This window comes from Comamonas kerstersii (assembly GCF_008801935.1).
In the GTDB taxonomy this organism is placed as follows: Bacteria; Pseudomonadota; Gammaproteobacteria; order Burkholderiales; family Burkholderiaceae_C; genus Comamonas; species Comamonas kerstersii.
This window is the reverse complement of sequence record NZ_VZOT01000001.1, coordinates 1-15414: the sequence shown is the minus strand read 5'-3', so window position 1 is coordinate 15414 and position 15414 is coordinate 1. Positions and strand designations below refer to the sequence as shown.

The following is a 15414-nucleotide window of genomic DNA, read 5'->3' as shown; positions in this document are numbered from 1 at the left end:
GTTTACTGTCGTGCTTCAATGGGCACGAAGTCCAGGGGATCGGGCCCCACATAGTTGGCACCTGGGCGGATGATCCTGTTGTCCTGGCGCTGCTCAATGATGTGGGCCGACCAGCCGCTGGTGCGTGCAATCACAAACAACGGGGTGAACATGGCGGTGGGTATGCCCATCATGTGATAGCTGACGGCACTGAACCAATCAAGGTTGGGGAACATGCGTTTGACTTCCCACATCACGGCTTCCAGCCGCTGTGCGATGTCATACATCTTAGTGTTGTTTGCTTCGTCCGCGAGTTTTCTGGCCACCCCTTTGATGACCACATTGCGCGGATCGCTGACGGTGTAGACCGGGTGCCCAAATCCGATGATGACCTCCTTGGCCTCCAAGCGGCGGCGAATGTCTGCTTCCGCTTCGTCTGGGCTGGCATAGCGCTTCTGAATTTCGAAGGCGACCTCGTTGGCCCCGCCATGTTTGGGACCGCGCAGCGCACCAATCGCTCCGGTGATGGCCGAATACATGTCGCTGCCCGTGCCTGCGATCACGCGAGCCGTGAAGGTTGATGCATTGAACTCGTGCTCGGCATACAGATTCAGCGAGGTGTGCATGGCACGCACCCAGCTTGGCGAGGGCTGGCTGCCATGCAGCAGGTGCAGAAAGTGGCCGCCGATGGAGTCGTCATCAGTTTCCACCTCGATTCTGCGGCCTGAATTGCTGAAGTGGTACCAGTACAGCAGCATGCTGCCCAGGCTGGCCAACAGGCGATCAGCAATGTCGCGGGCGCCTGGAATGTTGTGGTCATGCTTTTCGGGCAGGGCACATCCCAGGGCAGAAACGCCTGTGCGCATCACGTCCATGGGGTGGCTTGCGGCAGGCAGGCGCTCCAAGGCCAGCTTGACGCTGACAGGCAAACCGCGCAGGGCCTTGAGCTTGGCCTTGTAGGCTTTGAGCTCTGCATGCGTGGGCAGCTTGCCATGCACCAGCAAAAACGCAATTTCTTCAAACTCGCACACTTCGGCAATGTCCAGAATGTCATAGCCGCGGTAGTGCAGATCGTTGCCGGTCTGGCCCACGGTGCATAAAGCCGTATTGCCTGCTGTGATGCCTGAAAGCGCGACGGATTTCTTGGCTTTCGGGGCTGCAATGTGCGTCATGGTGTGCTCTCCTTGTGAATGCCTTGGTGGTGTAGTGCGACGGGCTGGCCCCCCGCGTCAATGGCCACCATCTCAAACACTCCCTGCAGGACTTCCTGTGTCCCGAAGTCAGGTGCCTGTGCCCATCCGGTAACGGCCACACTCATGGAACTGCGGCCGACTCGATGGACCGAGGCCCGTAAGAGCAGTTCACGGCCAATCGGCGTTGGTGCCAGAAAATGCACCTGGCGGATGCCTGCCATGACAACCTCACGTTGTGCATAGCTGCGTGCCGACAGAAAAGCAGCTTTGCTCATGAGTTGCAAACTATGGCCCGCAAACAAGCTTCCGTGATGGTTGGCCAGTGAGGGCAGAACAAGCTCTCGCAGTTCTATGGTGTGTTGATCCAGTGCCATAATTTGCAATGTACGCAAATGAAGAAAGCGATAAAAGTGCTGAATTGGCAATAGATTGCGAATGAGAAACGCAGTTTTTGCGAATATTGCGAATGCTTCGGAGGTTGCGAATTTTTCAGACGGAATGTGCGGAGAGCAAGCGGATGAGCAAAATCTTCATGGGGGTGCGTTTGCGCAGCCTGCGGCAAGAGCGTGGGCTGACTCAGGCAGCGCTGGCCAAAGCCCTGGATTTGTCGAGCAGCTACCTCAATCAGATCGAGCAGGACCAGCGGCCTTTGACGGTTCCTGTGCTGCTTAAGATCAACAAGGTTCTGGGTGTTGACATTCAACTGTTCTCCGAAGATGAAGAAGCGCGTGTTCTGACACAGCTGAAAGATGCGCTGTCTGTATTGCCCCCTGAATTGGCCGCAGTTCCCATGGCCGAGCTGCGTGCCATTACGAGCAAGCTGCCGCATGTGGCAAAGGCCATGCTGGCTTTGCACCAGCGCTATGTGGCAAGCACCGAACAGATAGAGCTGCTGGCCGCGCATGCCAATGGTGAAAGCGTGCCCTTGTCAGACGTAGCCAAAACCAGCGGCAGGGCCCTTGCCGCTGTGCCGCCGCAAATGCCGTACGAGGCGGTGCGAGAATTTTTCTTTGCCAGGCGCAACTACTTTGATGCCCTGGACTGCGCTGCCGAAAGCCTGGCCGCACAGGCGCGCGAACATGGGGGCAATGTGGTGGAGTGGCTGAAGCAGCGTTTGCAAGCCAGCCATGCGCTTCGAGTCGTACCGATGGATGCTGCCCGGGATAAGGAGGAATTGAGCTACCGCTATTTCGAGGCAAAGACGCGGGTGCTTTACATTGCGCAGCACCTGCGGCCAGGCCAGCAGGCTTTTCATATGGCAACCCAGCTGGCGTTGCTGGAGTTCGAGCAGCATATCGAGCAGGAGTTGCAGGCCGCAGATTGGCAAGATGTTGCGACCCAGCGCCTGGCGCGCATCGGGCTGGCGAACTATGTGGCGGGGGCCTTTCTCTTGCCTTACCGGAGGTTTTTGGCGGCGGCCGAGCGGGTGCAGTACGACGTGGATGTGCTCGCGCGACAGTTTGATGTGGGCTTTGAGACGGTGTGCCACAGACTTTCTACCTTGCAGCGTCCTGAAGCGCCAGGCGTGCCGTTTTTCTTTGTACGTGTCGATCGGGCGGGCAATATCAGCAAACGGCAGTCGGCCACTCATTTTCACTTTTCCAAGACAGGCGGAACCTGCCCCTTGTGGGTGGTGTATGAAGCTTTTCAGCGACCGGGGGAGGTTGTGCCCCAGCTGGCCAGCATGCCCGATGGACGCATGTATTTCTGGATTGCGCGCACAGTCACGACACCGGGTAAAAGGTGGGGGGCGCCCAAGAAGACTTTTTCCATCGGACTGGGATGCGATGTGCGCCATGCCCATCGCCTGATTTATGCCAAAGGTCTGGACTTGAGGCGCGCAGATGCGGCTACACCCATCGGCATGGGCTGCAAGGTGTGCGAGCGTCCTGCATGCCCCCAGCGCGCTTTCCCTCATATCGGAAAGCCCTTGCAAGTCAGCGAGAACGAAAGCGGCTTGATTCCCTATGTTTCTGCCTGCCCGTCGGGTCAGGGTGTGTCGACATAAAGCCTGGGGCCCTGCGCTGCAGGCCTGGGGATGGATGGTCAGTGCGGCGCAAGCGCCCCTGAATGCCGCTTCGCATGACGGCAGCGCCTGTGCGCATGGCAAACAACCGCAGCCCGCAGCTGCGGCAACCTTAAATTGTCATCAATCCATGGTTAGCTTCTGCTTGTCCACCACTTCCTTGTAGGCGGTGTATTCGGCCTTGATTTCTTCGGCAAATTTTTCGGGCGTATCGGCCACGATCAGAGAGCCGGTGTCTTCAATACGCTTGCGCACGCCGGGGTTCTGCAGCACCTTGTGGACGGCGGCATTGATCTTGTCCACCACATCTTTGGGTAGGTTCTTGGGGCCGATGATGCCGTAGTAGGCCATGCGGTTGACGCCGGGGGCGCCGACTTCAGCCAGCGTGGGCACATCGGGCAGCACGGCCAGGCGCTGGGGGGCAGCCACGACCAGGGGGGTCAGACGATTGGTCTGGATAAAGGGCAGGGTGGAGGGGAAGTTGTCAAACAGCAGCGGAATCTGGCCCGCAACGGCGTCGTTCAGTGCGGGGCCGGAACCACGGTAGGGCACGTGCTGCATCTGGGTGTCAGTAGCCAGCATGAACATTTCCATCATCAGATGGCCGATGGAGCCGGTGCCGGGCGAGCCAAACGAGTACTTGCCGGGGTTGGTCTTGATTTCCTTCAGGAAGGACTGGTAGTCCTGCCCCGGAAACTTGGGGTTGGCGGCAATGATGTTGGGTGTGGCTGCAATGTTCACGATGGGGGTGAAGTCCGTGAACACGTTGTAGGGGATCTTGGGGTTGATGGCGGGGTTGGTGGCTGTGGTGGACACGGTGGCAATGCCCAGGTGATAGCCATCGGCCGTAGCGCGTGCGGTTTCTGCCGCCCCAATCGCACCGCCGCCACCGCCCTTGTTTTCTACGATGACGGGCTGGCCCAGTTCGCGACCCAGTGGGTCGGCAATGACGCGGGCAATCAGGTCGGTAGTGCCGCCAGCGGCAAAGGGCACCAGCAGCTTGATAGGTTTGCTGGGATAGTTGGACTGGGCGTGAACCACACCTACGGTAGCGAGTGCGGCCAGGGCCAAAAGCGTGCGACGCATCATGTGCAAGTCTCCTTGGTTATGTATGTAAGACCGGCTCATCCTAGAGATGGCATGCACAGACGTATTCCATGAAAACCCTGATTAAAGGGTAATTCCTGATTGCATTTTTGTATTTGTATAGACGTAAAAAAGCCTGCCAGGTGCAGGCATGGGATGTGAAAGCAGGCGGCACAGGTGATGGCTGCTGGTGCGCCATCACCTGTGCAAGCTTCAGACCACCTTGGCGCTTTGCAGAGCGGTAATTTCTTCTGAGCTCAGGCCCAGTTCCTGCAGTACTTGCTGGGTGTGCTGGCCCAGCGCGGGTGGTGCATTGCGGTAGCTGACCGGCGTGGCAGACAGGCGCATGGGGCTGGCAACGGTGGCAATCTGTGCAATGCCATCGCCTGCATCGCGTGGCAGCGCCTTGCGGATGCCGCGTGCCTGTACCTGTGGGTCGTCAAAAGCCTGTGCAATGGTGTTAATGGGGCCACAGGGCACGGCCTTGTCTTCCAGCAGGGCAATCCATTCGGCGGTGGTGCGGGTGCGCATCAGCGGCTCCATCAGTGCAAGCAGGGCCGGGCGGTTTTGCACACGCGCGGTATTGGTGGCAAAGCGGGAGTCCTGCGCCCATTCGGGCTTGCCAGCAGCGGCGCAAAAGCGGGCGAACTGCCCGTCATTGCCAATGGCCAGCAATACGTTGCCGTCACTGCTCCTAAAGTCCTGGTACGGCGCAAGGCTGGGGTGGATATTGCCTGCACGCCCTGGCGCTTTGCCGGTGGCCAGAAAACCTGCGGCCTGGTTGGCCAGCACAGCCATGCCTACGTCCAGCAGGGCCATGTCGATGTACTGGCCCTGGCCTGTGCCGGTGCGTGCGTTGTCACGCGCGTTGATGGCGGCGAGGATGGCGTTGCTGGCGTACAGGCCGGTAAAGACATCGATCACGGCTACGCCCACCTTGAGCGGGCCGCCGCCGGGCTGATCGTCTGCATGGCCGGTGATGCTCATCAGACCGCACATGGCCTGCACCATCAGGTCATAGCCTGCGCGCTCGGCGTACGGGCCTTCCTGGCCAAAGCCGGTGATGGAGCAGTAGATCAGCCGTGGGTTCAGGGTTTTGAGGCTGTCATAGTCCAGCCCGTATTGCTTCAGGCCTCCGACCTTGAAGTTCTCTACCACCACATCGGCTTCAGCCGCCATCTTGCGCAGCAGGGCCTGCCCTTCGGGGTGGGCCATGTCTACGGTGATGCTGCGTTTGTTGCGGTTGCAGGCGGTGAAGTAGCTCGCCTCGCGCGTGTCGTTGCCGTGTTCGTCTTTCAGAAAGGGCGGGCCCCAGTGGCGCGTGTCGTCACCAGCCTCGGGGCGTTCGACCTTGATGACGTCTGCCCCCAGATCGGCCAGCATCTGCGTGGCCCATGGGCCGGCCAGCACGCGTGACAGATCCAGCACCTTGATGCCTGCCAGTGCTCCTTGCTGTCCTGCGGTATGTGACATGTGTTTGTCCTTTGCAGAAAAAAGAAGGAGCTGCCAGCGCTTGATAAATCTGGTTTTCAGATAGTTTTGTATCTGAAACCGTTGAATAGCGAGCGCTAGCAGCTCCTTAACTTAGAGCGCATCTGCATACGCCCTAGGAGACAACTGCTTCAATCAGTTCGCGAAGGCGGCAATACCCGTCTGTGCACGGCCCAGAATCAGAGCGTGTACGTCGTGCGTGCCTTCGTAGGTGTTCACCACTTCCAGGTTCACCAGGTGGCGGGCCACGCCGAATTCGTCAGAGATGCCGTTGCCACCCATCATGTCGCGCGCCAGGCGGGCAACGTCCAGTGCCTTGCCGCAGTTGTTGCGCTTGATGAGGGATGTGATCTCGATCACGTTCTGGTGCTCGTCCTTCATGCGGCCTACGCGCAGGGCGGCTTGCAGGCCCAGCGTGATTTCGGTCTGCATATCGGCCAGCTTTTTCTGGATCAGCTGGTTGGCGGCCAGCGGGCGGCCAAACTGCTTGCGGTCCAGTGTGTACTGGCGGGCGGTGTGCCAGCAGAACTCGGCCGCACCCATGGCGCCCCAGGCAATGCCAAAGCGGGCGCTGTTCAGGCAGGTGAAGGGGCCCTTCAGGCCGCGCACTTCAGGAAAGGCGTTTTCTTCGGGCACAAACACGTCGTCCATGACGATTTCGCCGGTGATCGAGGCACGCAGGCCCACCTTGCCGTGAATCGCTGGCGCGCTCAGGCCCTTCCAGCCCTTTTCCAGGATAAAGCCGCGGATCTGGCCCACATTGCCGCCTTCGGACACTTCCTTGGCCCAGACCACAAACACGTCGGCGATGGGGCTGTTGGTGATCCACATCTTGCTGCCCTTGAGCTTGTAGCCACCGTCCACCTTGTAGGCACGGGTAGCCATGGAGCCGGGGTCAGAGCCGTGGTCGGGCTCGGTCAGGCCAAAGCAGCCGATGTATTCGCCAGTTGCCAGCTTGGGCAGGTATTTCTGCTTTTGTGCTTCGGTACCAAATTCGTTGATGGGCACCATGACCAGCGAAGACTGCACGGATGCCATGGAGCGGTAGCCCGAGTCCACACGCTCGATCTCGCGCGCCACCAGGCCGTAGCTCACATAGTTCAGGCCAGCGCCGCCGTACTCGGTGGGGATGGTGGGGCCCAGCAGGCCCAGCTCGCCCATCTCGCGGAAGATGGAGGCATCGGTCTTTTCATGGCGGAACATGTCCTGCACGCGGGGCATGAGCTTGCCCTGGCAGTACTCATAGGCCGCGTCGCGGATCATGCGTTCGTCAGCGGTCAGCTGTTCGTCCAGGTGGAAAGGGTCTTGCCATTGGAAGTTGGACATGTTGTGCTCCTTGGATGTCTCTGTTGTTGGTGGGCAGTGCATGCATTTGCGCATGTCTTTACTACCATGGAATGCATCGTAAGAATGGGGCAAAAGGTGCGCAAACGATTTGTTTGCATCCAGATATGAGCTTCCTGCATTTCTTGCTTGTCAAAACTGGGGCGCTGCGGCACCATGGCAGGCCCTGAAAATTCCCTGATGGCTGCACGATGCGACGCTCTATTCCCTCCACCCAAGCCCTGGCCTGCTTTGAGGCTGCCGCTCGCCACGAGAGCTATACACGCGCTGCACAGGAGCTGGCACTGACTCAGGGGGCAGTCTCGCGGCAGGTGATGGCGCTGGAAGAGTTCGTCGGCGTGCCGCTGTTCAGGCGCACACGCCATGGCGTGGCCCTCACGCCTGCGGGAGAGACCTATGCGCGCAAGGTACGCCACTGGCTGCTGGGCATGGAGCGTGACACGCTGGACCTGATGGCCCATCAGGGCTCTGGCGGCACCATCAAGCTGGCCGCAGTGCCGACCTTTGCTACGCGCTGGCTTATGCCACGCCTGCCGCAGCTGGCGCAGCAGCACCCGGACATCACTGTGCACATTGACGTGCAGACCCGCCCGTTTCTGTTTGCAGACACGGGCTTTGATGCCGCGCTGTATGCGGGCACGCCCGAGCAGGTGCGCAACTGGCCGGGCATTGAGGCCTTGCACCTGATGGATGAAGACGTGGTGCCCGTATGCAGCCCCCGCCTGCTGGACAGGGCCACACAGCGCGCCCCGGGCCGTGCTTGGCAGCCCCTGCCGCCGCAGGCACTGGCCGATTTGCCGCTGCTGCAACAAAGCACGCGGCCCCAGGGCTGGGTGCAGTGGTTTCAGTCCGTCAACGTGGATGCACCACGCGCCATGGATGGCCCGCGCTATGAGCTGTTCTCCATGCTGGCAGTCGCTGCGGCGCAGGGCATGGGCGTGGCGCTGATTCCGCCCATGCTGGTGGAGTCTGAACTGGCGCGGGGGGAGCTGGTGATTGCCTGCGCTCAGCCACTGCGCGGGGAGCGCGGCTACTACCTCATCACCCCGGCGCAGCAGGCACCGTCTGCCGTGCTGCAGACGTTTTCAGACTGGCTCAAAACCATGGCCCAGCAGGCCATGGGATGAATGAGAGAGAAATCAGCCGCTAACACTGATACAGCCTGCGCTGGAAGCTATGGTTTTTTAGAGTTTCTGAAACAGCGCCACGCACAACGGCATCAGCACGGCCGTCAGTACGCCATTGAGCCCCATGGCCAGCGCGGCAAAAGCACCGGCGGTGGGGTTGATCTGTATGGAGCGTGCCGTGCCAATGGCGTGGGCCGTCAGCCCCTGGGCAAAGCCTTCTACGGCAGGGTCTTTGCTGCGTACCAGGCGCATCAGCAGCGGCGCCAGCATGCAGCCGCTGATGCCGGTCACGGCCACCGCAACCGCCGCCAGCGAAGGCAGGCCACCAAAGCGCTCTGACATGGGAAGGGCAATGGGAATGGTGGCGGATTTGGGGGCGAGCGAGATGATGGTCTCCCAGCTGCCGCCCAGTGCCCAGGCAATGCCCATGGCCGAAAACAGCGCCACCACACAGCCGACCAGCAGTGCCACGCTGATGGGGCGCCACAGTGCCCGGATGCGCGCACGCTGGGTGTACAGCGGAATGGCCAGCGCCACGGTGGCCGGGCCAATCAGGATATTGAGCCACTCCACCCCTTGCTTGTAGGTGGCGTAAGGCGTGTCTGTGGCCAGCAGGATGCAGACAATGATGACCACGGCGGGAAACACCGGAATCAACAGTGGATGGCAGTTGCTGCGCCTGTACAGCGCCATGGTGGCCAGATAGACCAGCATGGTCAGCACCAGCCAGGGCAGGTGGGTGCTGGAGAGCTGCGCCAGCACATCGCCCCAGGCCATCATGGGCGTGGCTCCTGCGGTGGCTGGGGCTCACGGGCCAGCATCCATTTGAACGTCAGTGCGGTGACCACAAAGGTGATGGCAGCGCCCGCCACACCGGCAATCACAAAGGGCTGCCACTCGCGTGCGATGCGGTCAAAGTGCAGCATGACGCCTGCAATGGTGGGGATGAATAGCAGCATCATGTTCTGCAGCAGCATCTGACCGGTCTGCTCCAGCGCGTGGGGCAGCTTGCCGTAAACCAGCAGGCCAAGCAGCAGGAGCAGGGCGCCGAGCAAAGCACCGGGGAAAGGCAGCTGCAGCCAGCGGACGATGGCTTCCCCTGCAAGCTGCAGCGCAAACAGGGCTGCCAGGGCGTAGAGCATGTGAGATATCCCTTCATCAAAGCAGAGCACAAAGCAAGCTGTGCAATTGTCGGTAGCAATCATGGGCAGGCGTACAGCTTCATACAAGCGTTTTCCCTTATCAGCGCTTGTGTGGTCTGCCTGAGTAGCTACGTTTTTTGCGGACTGCCTGCTTTCTGAGCAGCTTAATGTAGCTGTTGTAAAAACAACAACTTAAGGTGTGTGCTCCGTAGAGTCACGGGAGTTGTCCACAGCTTTGTCCAGTGGTTTGGTGGAAAAGCTCTAGGGTTAGTACTTAGATGATTGCGCAGAGGAATGCATGGCGCAGCGGTGCTTCTGTTGGGTACATGCGCCATGTCTGAGCGTGGCTCAGGTATTCAGATAAACGGCTTCACCCAGATTCAGCATCAGGCGGTTGGCCCAGCCGAACAGGGCGGCGGCGTGCAGCATGTCCAGCACTTCCAGATCGTTCAGACCGGCAGCGCGCAAGGCCTGGATATGCGCTGCGCCCAGGCCAGCAGGGTCACGGGTGAGGGTGATGGCCGCCTGGATGATGGCGCGCTCACGGGCCTGAGTACCGGCAGTGTGAGGGTCATCAAAGATCTGCGCCATCACATCGTTGCGCTTGGCCAGCTGCTCAAAGCGCTGGGCATGAACCGAAGCACAGTACACGCAGCCGTTGACGCGCGAGACGGCTGTGGCCGCCACTTCACGCTCGGCACGAGAGAGGCCGCCGGGTGCGTACATGATGGCGTTAAAGGCCTGTGAGCGTTCCAGCAGCACCTGGGGCTGGCGGCACAGCAGCAGGTAAAAGTCCATGGTGCGCGCCTTGGGGTGGCTTACGTCCAGTGTGTGCTGTTGATCGGGCGTGGCGGTGGCTGGGTCGAGCACGGGCAGCCAGGACTTCCAGTCCAGCGTCTCGCTGGTGTAGCCATTGCGGCGCAGCGGCTCACCGGGCGCAGGCAGGTTGGCGGGGTGCACAAAGGCGGGGGCAGCGGCAGCATCTGCCACGGGCACTTCGCCCTGGCTGCCAGCAGCCACCATGGCTTGCAGACCAGCAATCACACGGGCTTGGTAGGACACAAAGCCAATCAGCTGGGCCAGCAGCACGGTGTCATCCACAGAGACACCAGCGGCTGGAATGTTCAGCAGGGCCTGGCGGTCGCTCTGTGCGGGTTCCAGCGACAGGCTGCGCACAAAGTGCCGCATGGCGTCCAGACGTGCATCGCCGGTGGTGCAGCCGTGCTCATCCAGCACGCGGCGCAGCGCGGGGGGCAGTGCCAGGGCTTGGGCACGCTGCTGGTACAGCTGCTGCAGCACGGTGATGCCGCTCACGCGGGCCTGTTCTGCAGCGAGTACCAGGCGTTCGGCCTGGCTGAGGGTGGAGGGCAGCTCGCTGCCCAGCAGCAGGTCTTCACAGGCCTGGGTAGCAAGGACTACCTTGGCGCGTTGGTGGCGGATGGCATGCAGGGCATGGTCGGCCTGCAGGCCAGCAAGTTGGTCGATCGTGTCAGTCATTTCAGGGCCAGAAAAACAAGGGTGTCAGGGGTGGCGCAGAGCGCGGATACGTGCGGCAGGGTCGGCAGGCTGCCATTCCGTGCCATCGAGCTCAGGTTCCGCATAGGCTTGCAGCTGGGCAAAGTGGTGCTCCACATCCTCGCGGTAGAACAGGCCTGCCAGCCCCTGTGCGAGCTTGCGTGCGCCATCGCTGATGGCAGGAATGTCGCCCGACACCGTGCCGTGCGACAAGGCTGCTGGGTAGCAGAAGCAGTGGATGCGGTCCAGCCCCGGGCACTGGCCGGGCTGCTTTTCCTGGAAGGCAAACAGCGGGTCCAGGTCTGGCGAGGCATACAGCTCCGCATCGTGCAGGGCATCGGGTGCCTCAAAGCGGTCTTTCCACAGGCGCACATGGGGGGCGATGTCTGCAAACTCGGGGCGCAGTGACCAGTCGATGGCAAAGCCTGTGGCCACGATCAGAAAGTCCAGCGCAAACACGCCCTGTGGGGTGTGAACGTCCAGGTGGCTGGGGTGCTGCACAACTTGCTGCACGGCACAGCCAAAGTTGAAGTGCGCATTGGGGTGGCGTGAGACACGCAGCGTGCTGCCATGCGGTGGTGGCACCTGCTGGGCGTTGATGTAGTGGCGGATGCGCCATTTCCAGTCATCAGGCAGCAGGTACTGGCCGTGGGTCAGCCCCGGTACGCCAGAGCCTTTGGATTTGTTGATGCGTGGCAAGTCTGGGCGACGGATCAGCAGGTCAACGCTGGCTGCGCCGTGTTCCAGCGCGGTGCCTGCGCTGTCCATGGCCGATGCACCAGCACCTACCACGCCGATGCGCAGGCCTTGGAGCTGGGCATAGTCCAGCTTGTCGGAAGAGTGTGCCCAGCGATGGCGGTCTACGCCTTGCAGGAAGGATGGCACCTGTGCGCCGCCCAGACCGTCACGGCCGGTGGCCAGCACTACACGGCGTGCACGCCAGGTGCTGCGCTGTGTGGGTGTCTGCACGTCCACTTCGACCATGCCATCGGGCTGCGGGCGAATGGCCAGCACCTGGTGCTCATTGCGCACATCGGCCTGCGTGACGCGGCGGTACCAGCGCAGGTAGTCCATCCATTGCAGGCGTGGAATCTTGTCGAGCGCTTGCCAGGCGGCTTCGCCCCATTGCGCGATGAACCAGGCGCGAAAACTCAGCGAAGGCAGGCCGAGGGCCGGGCCCAGCAGTTCCTTGGGGGAGCGCAGTGTTTCCATGCGCGCGGTGGTGGCCCATGGGCCTTCAAAGTCCTGAGGGGCGCGGTCTAGCAGCACGGGGTAGATGCCTACCTGCCGCAGTGCGACGGACAGTGCCAGTCCGGTCTGGCCAGCACCGATGATGAGCACATCGTGCACCGCATCCCCCTGGGCCGCAGTGCGTGCAGGAATCCATGGTTTGGCTGGCCAGCCGAGTGTGAGCAGGTCGTCCTGCAGGCGTGCTTCCAGGGTCTGCAGGCCGGAGGCGGGAAAGTCGGTCAAAGACATAAGGCAATCACAAAAAGCAAGAGAGCACCATGTCCTATGGTGCTCCGGAAAATCTGGTGCTGTCGTAAGCAGGAGTGCGTACAGGAGACGGCTATCTCCTGCATGCACCGCCATCAGTCAATGGAGACTTTGGCATCTTGCACGACCTTTGCCCATTTGCGGCGATCGTCATGCACGGTCTGGCGGAACTGCTCGGGCGTTTCTGCACGGATGCTGTTGCCGGTGGACAGGAAGCGCTCGCGGATTTCAGGCTGCTCCAGCACATCACGCACGGCCTGGTTGAACTTGTTCACGATGGCTGCATTCGTGCCCTTGGGTGCGAAGATGCCAAACCAGATCGAGCTGTTGAAGCCTTCGGTACCGGGCAGGCCACTGGAAGCAATGGTGGGAACTTCCGAGACGGCCTGTACGGGCTGTGCTGTAGTCACACCCAGCAGGCGTACCTTGCCCTGCTTGTAGTGGGGCAGCATGGTCTGCACCTGGTTCATCACGCAGCAGGTTTCGCCACGCAGCACCGAGGTAATGGCTTCCGGGCCGCTCTTGTAGGGCACGTGCACCATGTCCAGACCCAGGCGGGCATTGAGCTCGGCAAACGCCATGTGGGTGCCAGCGCCATTGCCGGTGGAGGCGTAGTTGTACTTGCCGGGGTTGGCCTTGATCTCGCGCACAAACTCTTCGAGGCTGCTGACGTCAATCACGGCGGGATTCACGGTCAGCACATTGGCCACGTCAATCAGCGGCGCTACAGGCACAAAGTCCGCTTCCACGTCGAAAGGCAGGTTCTTGTACAGCGCAGCATTGCTGCCGTGGGTGGCGGCGGTGCCGAAGTAGAAAGTGTTGCCATCAGGCTTGGAGCGGGCCACGTATTCGCTGCCGATATTGCCCGCAGCGCCTGGCTTGTAGTCGATGATGATGGGCTGGCCCAGCTTTTCGCTCAGCGGCGTCTGCACCGTGCGGGCCACGACGTCCACTCCCGAGCCAGCGCTGAAACCCATGATGAGCGTGATGGGTTGCTGGGGCCACTGTGTGGCATCAGCAGCGTGCGCAGCAGTAAAGCAGGTGCCTGCGGCCAGTACAGCAGCGGCAGCCAAGCGGGTGTGACGAGTCAGGAAAAACATAGAGCCCAGCCAATGCAGTGATATATGAAGGAAGCTGCATTGTGAGGACTTCTTCAGATGCGCTTTTTATATGCATATCGTGCATTGCTGAATAGAAGTCGCTATATCATTGAAATGTAAGAACTTTTTTCGCTTGCAGATGCAGCATGCAAATGCGTAATTTGAATATGCGGAGCACTGTCACACAGCGTGCATGAAGTGTTGTGTGTGAAAGACTGTTGGATGGAGCTCTTACGCCGCAGATTTTGCGACCATGGCGCAGTGTCTCATACCAGCGCTGCACGTGTTCATGGGGTTGAGGCAGTGTCAATGCATCACTGCAATGGCTTGAGATCAGGCCGCGGCTTGCTTTGAAACTAGGGGCTGATGTTCAAACAAGCGGGACAGCTCTGAGGTCATTCGCCCCTAAACTTTAGGCTGTCTTCTATCTAGTGAATCGGTAACTTCATGACAAAAGCACAAGCGGGTATTCTGGCGCCACTTCCTGAACAGGGGCGCTATGTTTTCTTCACTCTGGCTGGTTCTGGCGCAGCGTTAACCAGTGCGCTAAGCAAACTACAGGCCACGGCTGTTGATGGGAAGGTCGTGGTTGGCATCGGTTTGCAAGTCTTGCAAAAAATGGGAAAACAGCTGTCGCTGATGCGTGAGTTTCCGCATCTGAAGGGGGCGATGTTCGAAGCTCCCAGTACGCCATATGCACTGTGCCTCTGGTTACGCAGTGATCAGCGTGGAGAGTTGCTTGCAATAACAGCAAAGCTTGCTTCTATGCTTGCACCTGCCTTCAAGATCGACCATGTGGTGGATACCTTTTTGCATGAGCGTACAGCCAGTGGGCATGGACGCGATTTGACGGGTTATGAGGACGGCACCGAAAACCCTGAAGCTGATGCAGCTGTTGCAGCAAGTATCACAGCTGGGCAGGGCGAGGGGGTGGATGGCAGTAGTTTTTGGGCTTTACAGCAGTGGATGCATGACTACGCTGCCTTTGGTCGCATGAGTGTGAATGAGCAGGACAATACGGTGGGTAGACGTTGCTCGGACAATGAAGAGCTAGAGGATGCGCCGGAGTCTGCACATGTCAAACGAACAGCGCAGGAAAGCTTTGAACCAGAGGCATTTGTGGTGCGACGTTCCATGCCCTGGTGGAGTGTTAGCCCGCAGGGAGAGGATCGCAGTGGGCTGATGTTTTCGGCTTTTGGCTCTAGCTTTAATGCTTTCGAAGCCCAGATGCGCCGTATGCTGGGTATGGATGACGGTATCAGTGATGCTTTGTTTGCTTTCTCCAGGCCATTGACGGGTAGCTATTTCTGGTGTCCTCCTGTGAAGGAAGGCCGGTTGGACTTACGTGTGCTAGGGCTGTGAGCAGGGTTGAACACCGTGTGACAAAAAGGGCTGTAGTCCATACGCCATCTCCAGGTGGATCAGTTGTTCATGAAAACGCGTACTGAATCGAGCTGCGTTTTAGCCAGATGAATCCAACGGTCGCGATCTATGACCGGATAGCCTGTTTGGGATGTGAAGATGCAAAAGCCAGCTAGCGCTGGCTGATATTTGGCTGTAAAAACTCACAGACCTAGGGAACCTCTGCATAAGTCCCCAACGCATGTGCTTGCACATGCGTGCCGGGTGCGGCAGCATCCCGGCCTATGCAGCAATTTGATCTTGGCCTGAACCTTTCCACCAAAAAAACACGTAAACGCGAATTCCTGGAGCAGATGCAGCAAGTCGTTCCATGGCTAGAGTTGGTGGACTTGATTGCGCCATATGCACCTGAAGGTCGCAAAGGGCGGCCTCCATTTCCTGTGGAGATGCTGCTGCGCATTCACTTTATGCAGCAGTGGTTCAACCTCAGTGATCCAGCTATGGAAGAAGCGCTGCATGACATGCCCTTGTTTCGGGAATTCGTTGGCCTGT

General features: G+C 59.9%; 14 protein-coding genes. 4 read left to right on the top strand and 10 right to left on the bottom strand.

Going from position 1 to position 15414, the window contains the following annotated elements:
• Positions 1-2: 2 nt before the first annotated feature.
• Together prpC and F7P80_RS00065 are read right to left on the bottom strand one after the other, a co-directional pair.
• Positions 3-1151 (bottom strand): bifunctional 2-methylcitrate synthase/citrate synthase, encoded by a 1149-nt coding sequence (gene prpC, locus F7P80_RS00070; protein ID WP_054066233.1) that lies wholly within the window; start codon positions 1149-1151, stop codon positions 3-5.
• A complete protein-coding gene (locus F7P80_RS00065) occupies positions 1148-1546 on the bottom strand; it encodes an acyl-CoA thioesterase (protein WP_151041944.1) in 399 nt (132 codons plus the stop codon). The genes prpC and F7P80_RS00065 overlap by 4 nt, the downstream gene beginning before the upstream one ends.
• 143 nt (positions 1547-1689) lie before the next feature.
• Between F7P80_RS00065 and F7P80_RS00060 the strand changes: the two genes are divergently transcribed.
• The gene (locus F7P80_RS00060) at positions 1690-3180 is read left to right on the top strand and encodes a short-chain fatty acyl-CoA regulator family protein (RefSeq protein ID WP_151041941.1); all 1491 of its coding nucleotides are present in this window, start codon (positions 1690-1692) and stop codon (positions 3178-3180) included.
• Between the two features lie 141 nt (positions 3181-3321).
• On the opposite strand, the gene F7P80_RS00055 is transcribed toward F7P80_RS00060, so the two are convergent.
• From F7P80_RS00055 to F7P80_RS00045, 3 genes are all read right to left on the bottom strand, one after another.
• Positions 3322-4287: a tripartite tricarboxylate transporter substrate binding protein BugE gene (locus F7P80_RS00055; protein WP_054066236.1), complete on the bottom strand. Its 966-nt coding sequence runs from the start codon at positions 4285-4287 to the stop codon at positions 3322-3324.
• A 210-nt stretch (positions 4288-4497) separates the two neighbouring features.
• Positions 4498-5757 (bottom strand): CaiB/BaiF CoA transferase family protein, encoded by a 1260-nt coding sequence (locus F7P80_RS00050; protein WP_151041938.1) that lies wholly within the window; start codon positions 5755-5757, stop codon positions 4498-4500.
• A gap of 153 nt (positions 5758-5910) precedes the next feature.
• Positions 5911-7101 (bottom strand): acyl-CoA dehydrogenase, encoded by a 1191-nt coding sequence (locus tag F7P80_RS00045; RefSeq protein WP_151041935.1) that lies wholly within the window; start codon positions 7099-7101, stop codon positions 5911-5913.
• A 209-nt stretch (positions 7102-7310) separates the two neighbouring features.
• Here F7P80_RS00045 and F7P80_RS00040 point away from each other — a divergent pair, with 209 nt between their 5' ends.
• Entirely contained in the window at positions 7311-8246 is a 936-nt protein-coding gene (locus tag F7P80_RS00040) for a LysR family transcriptional regulator (protein WP_054066238.1), read from the top strand.
• A gap of 57 nt (positions 8247-8303) precedes the next feature.
• Here the strand turns inward: F7P80_RS00040 and F7P80_RS00035 are convergent, their stop codons facing one another.
• From F7P80_RS00035 to F7P80_RS00015, 5 genes are all read right to left on the bottom strand, one after another.
• The gene (locus F7P80_RS00035; RefSeq protein WP_151041933.1) at positions 8304-9026 is read right to left on the bottom strand and encodes an LrgB family protein; all 723 of its coding nucleotides are present in this window, start codon (positions 9024-9026) and stop codon (positions 8304-8306) included.
• Entirely contained in the window at positions 9023-9388 is a 366-nt protein-coding gene (locus F7P80_RS00030; RefSeq protein ID WP_054066240.1) for a CidA/LrgA family protein, read from the bottom strand. The genes F7P80_RS00035 and F7P80_RS00030 overlap by 4 nt, the downstream gene beginning before the upstream one ends.
• 348 nt (positions 9389-9736) lie before the next feature.
• Positions 9737-10885 carry a CMD domain-containing protein gene (locus F7P80_RS00025; RefSeq protein ID WP_077344952.1) on the bottom strand — a complete coding sequence of 383 codons (1149 nt, stop codon included), beginning with the start codon at positions 10883-10885 and terminating at the stop codon, positions 9737-9739.
• 24 nt (positions 10886-10909) lie between these two features.
• Positions 10910-12382 (bottom strand): NAD(P)-binding domain-containing protein, encoded by a 1473-nt coding sequence (locus F7P80_RS00020; RefSeq protein ID WP_151041931.1) that lies wholly within the window; start codon positions 12380-12382, stop codon positions 10910-10912.
• A gap of 113 nt (positions 12383-12495) precedes the next feature.
• Positions 12496-13500, bottom strand: coding sequence for a Bug family tripartite tricarboxylate transporter substrate binding protein (locus F7P80_RS00015; RefSeq protein WP_151041929.1), 1005 nt, complete (start codon positions 13498-13500; stop codon positions 12496-12498).
• 447 nt (positions 13501-13947) lie between these two features.
• Between F7P80_RS00015 and F7P80_RS00010 the strand changes: the two genes are divergently transcribed.
• Together F7P80_RS00010 and F7P80_RS00005 are read left to right on the top strand one after the other, a co-directional pair.
• Positions 13948-14862 (top strand): Dyp-type peroxidase, encoded by a 915-nt coding sequence (locus tag F7P80_RS00010; protein ID WP_151041926.1) that lies wholly within the window; start codon positions 13948-13950, stop codon positions 14860-14862.
• A 284-nt stretch (positions 14863-15146) separates the two neighbouring features.
• Positions 15147-15414: transposase (locus F7P80_RS00005; RefSeq protein WP_151041923.1), on the top strand; the 268-nt coding region annotated here is incomplete at its 3' end.

Excerpts from the sequence above, each read along its gene's own strand:
- prpC (WP_054066233.1), bottom strand. The coding sequence starts at position 1,151 with ATGACGCACATTGCAGCCCCGAAAGCCAAGAAATCCGTCGCGCTTTCA.
- F7P80_RS00065 (WP_151041944.1), bottom strand. The coding sequence starts at position 1,546 with ATGGCACTGGATCAACACACCATAGAACTGCGAGAGCTTGTTCTGCCC.
- F7P80_RS00060 (WP_151041941.1), top strand. The coding sequence starts at position 1,690 with ATGAGCAAAATCTTCATGGGGGTGCGTTTGCGCAGCCTGCGGCAAGAG.
- F7P80_RS00055 (WP_054066236.1), bottom strand. The coding sequence starts at position 4,287 with ATGATGCGTCGCACGCTTTTGGCCCTGGCCGCACTCGCTACCGTAGGT.
- F7P80_RS00050 (WP_151041938.1), bottom strand. The coding sequence starts at position 5,757 with ATGTCACATACCGCAGGACAGCAAGGAGCACTGGCAGGCATCAAGGTG.
- F7P80_RS00045 (WP_151041935.1), bottom strand. The coding sequence starts at position 7,101 with ATGTCCAACTTCCAATGGCAAGACCCTTTCCACCTGGACGAACAGCTG.
- F7P80_RS00040 (WP_054066238.1), top strand. The coding sequence starts at position 7,311 with ATGCGACGCTCTATTCCCTCCACCCAAGCCCTGGCCTGCTTTGAGGCT.
- F7P80_RS00035 (WP_151041933.1), bottom strand. The coding sequence starts at position 9,026 with ATGATGGCCTGGGGCGATGTGCTGGCGCAGCTCTCCAGCACCCACCTG.
- F7P80_RS00030 (WP_054066240.1), bottom strand. The coding sequence starts at position 9,388 with ATGCTCTACGCCCTGGCAGCCCTGTTTGCGCTGCAGCTTGCAGGGGAA.
- F7P80_RS00025 (WP_077344952.1), bottom strand. The coding sequence starts at position 10,885 with ATGACTGACACGATCGACCAACTTGCTGGCCTGCAGGCCGACCATGCC.
- F7P80_RS00020 (WP_151041931.1), bottom strand. The coding sequence starts at position 12,382 with ATGTCTTTGACCGACTTTCCCGCCTCCGGCCTGCAGACCCTGGAAGCA.
- F7P80_RS00015 (WP_151041929.1), bottom strand. The coding sequence starts at position 13,500 with ATGTTTTTCCTGACTCGTCACACCCGCTTGGCTGCCGCTGCTGTACTG.
- F7P80_RS00010 (WP_151041926.1), top strand. The coding sequence starts at position 13,948 with ATGACAAAAGCACAAGCGGGTATTCTGGCGCCACTTCCTGAACAGGGG.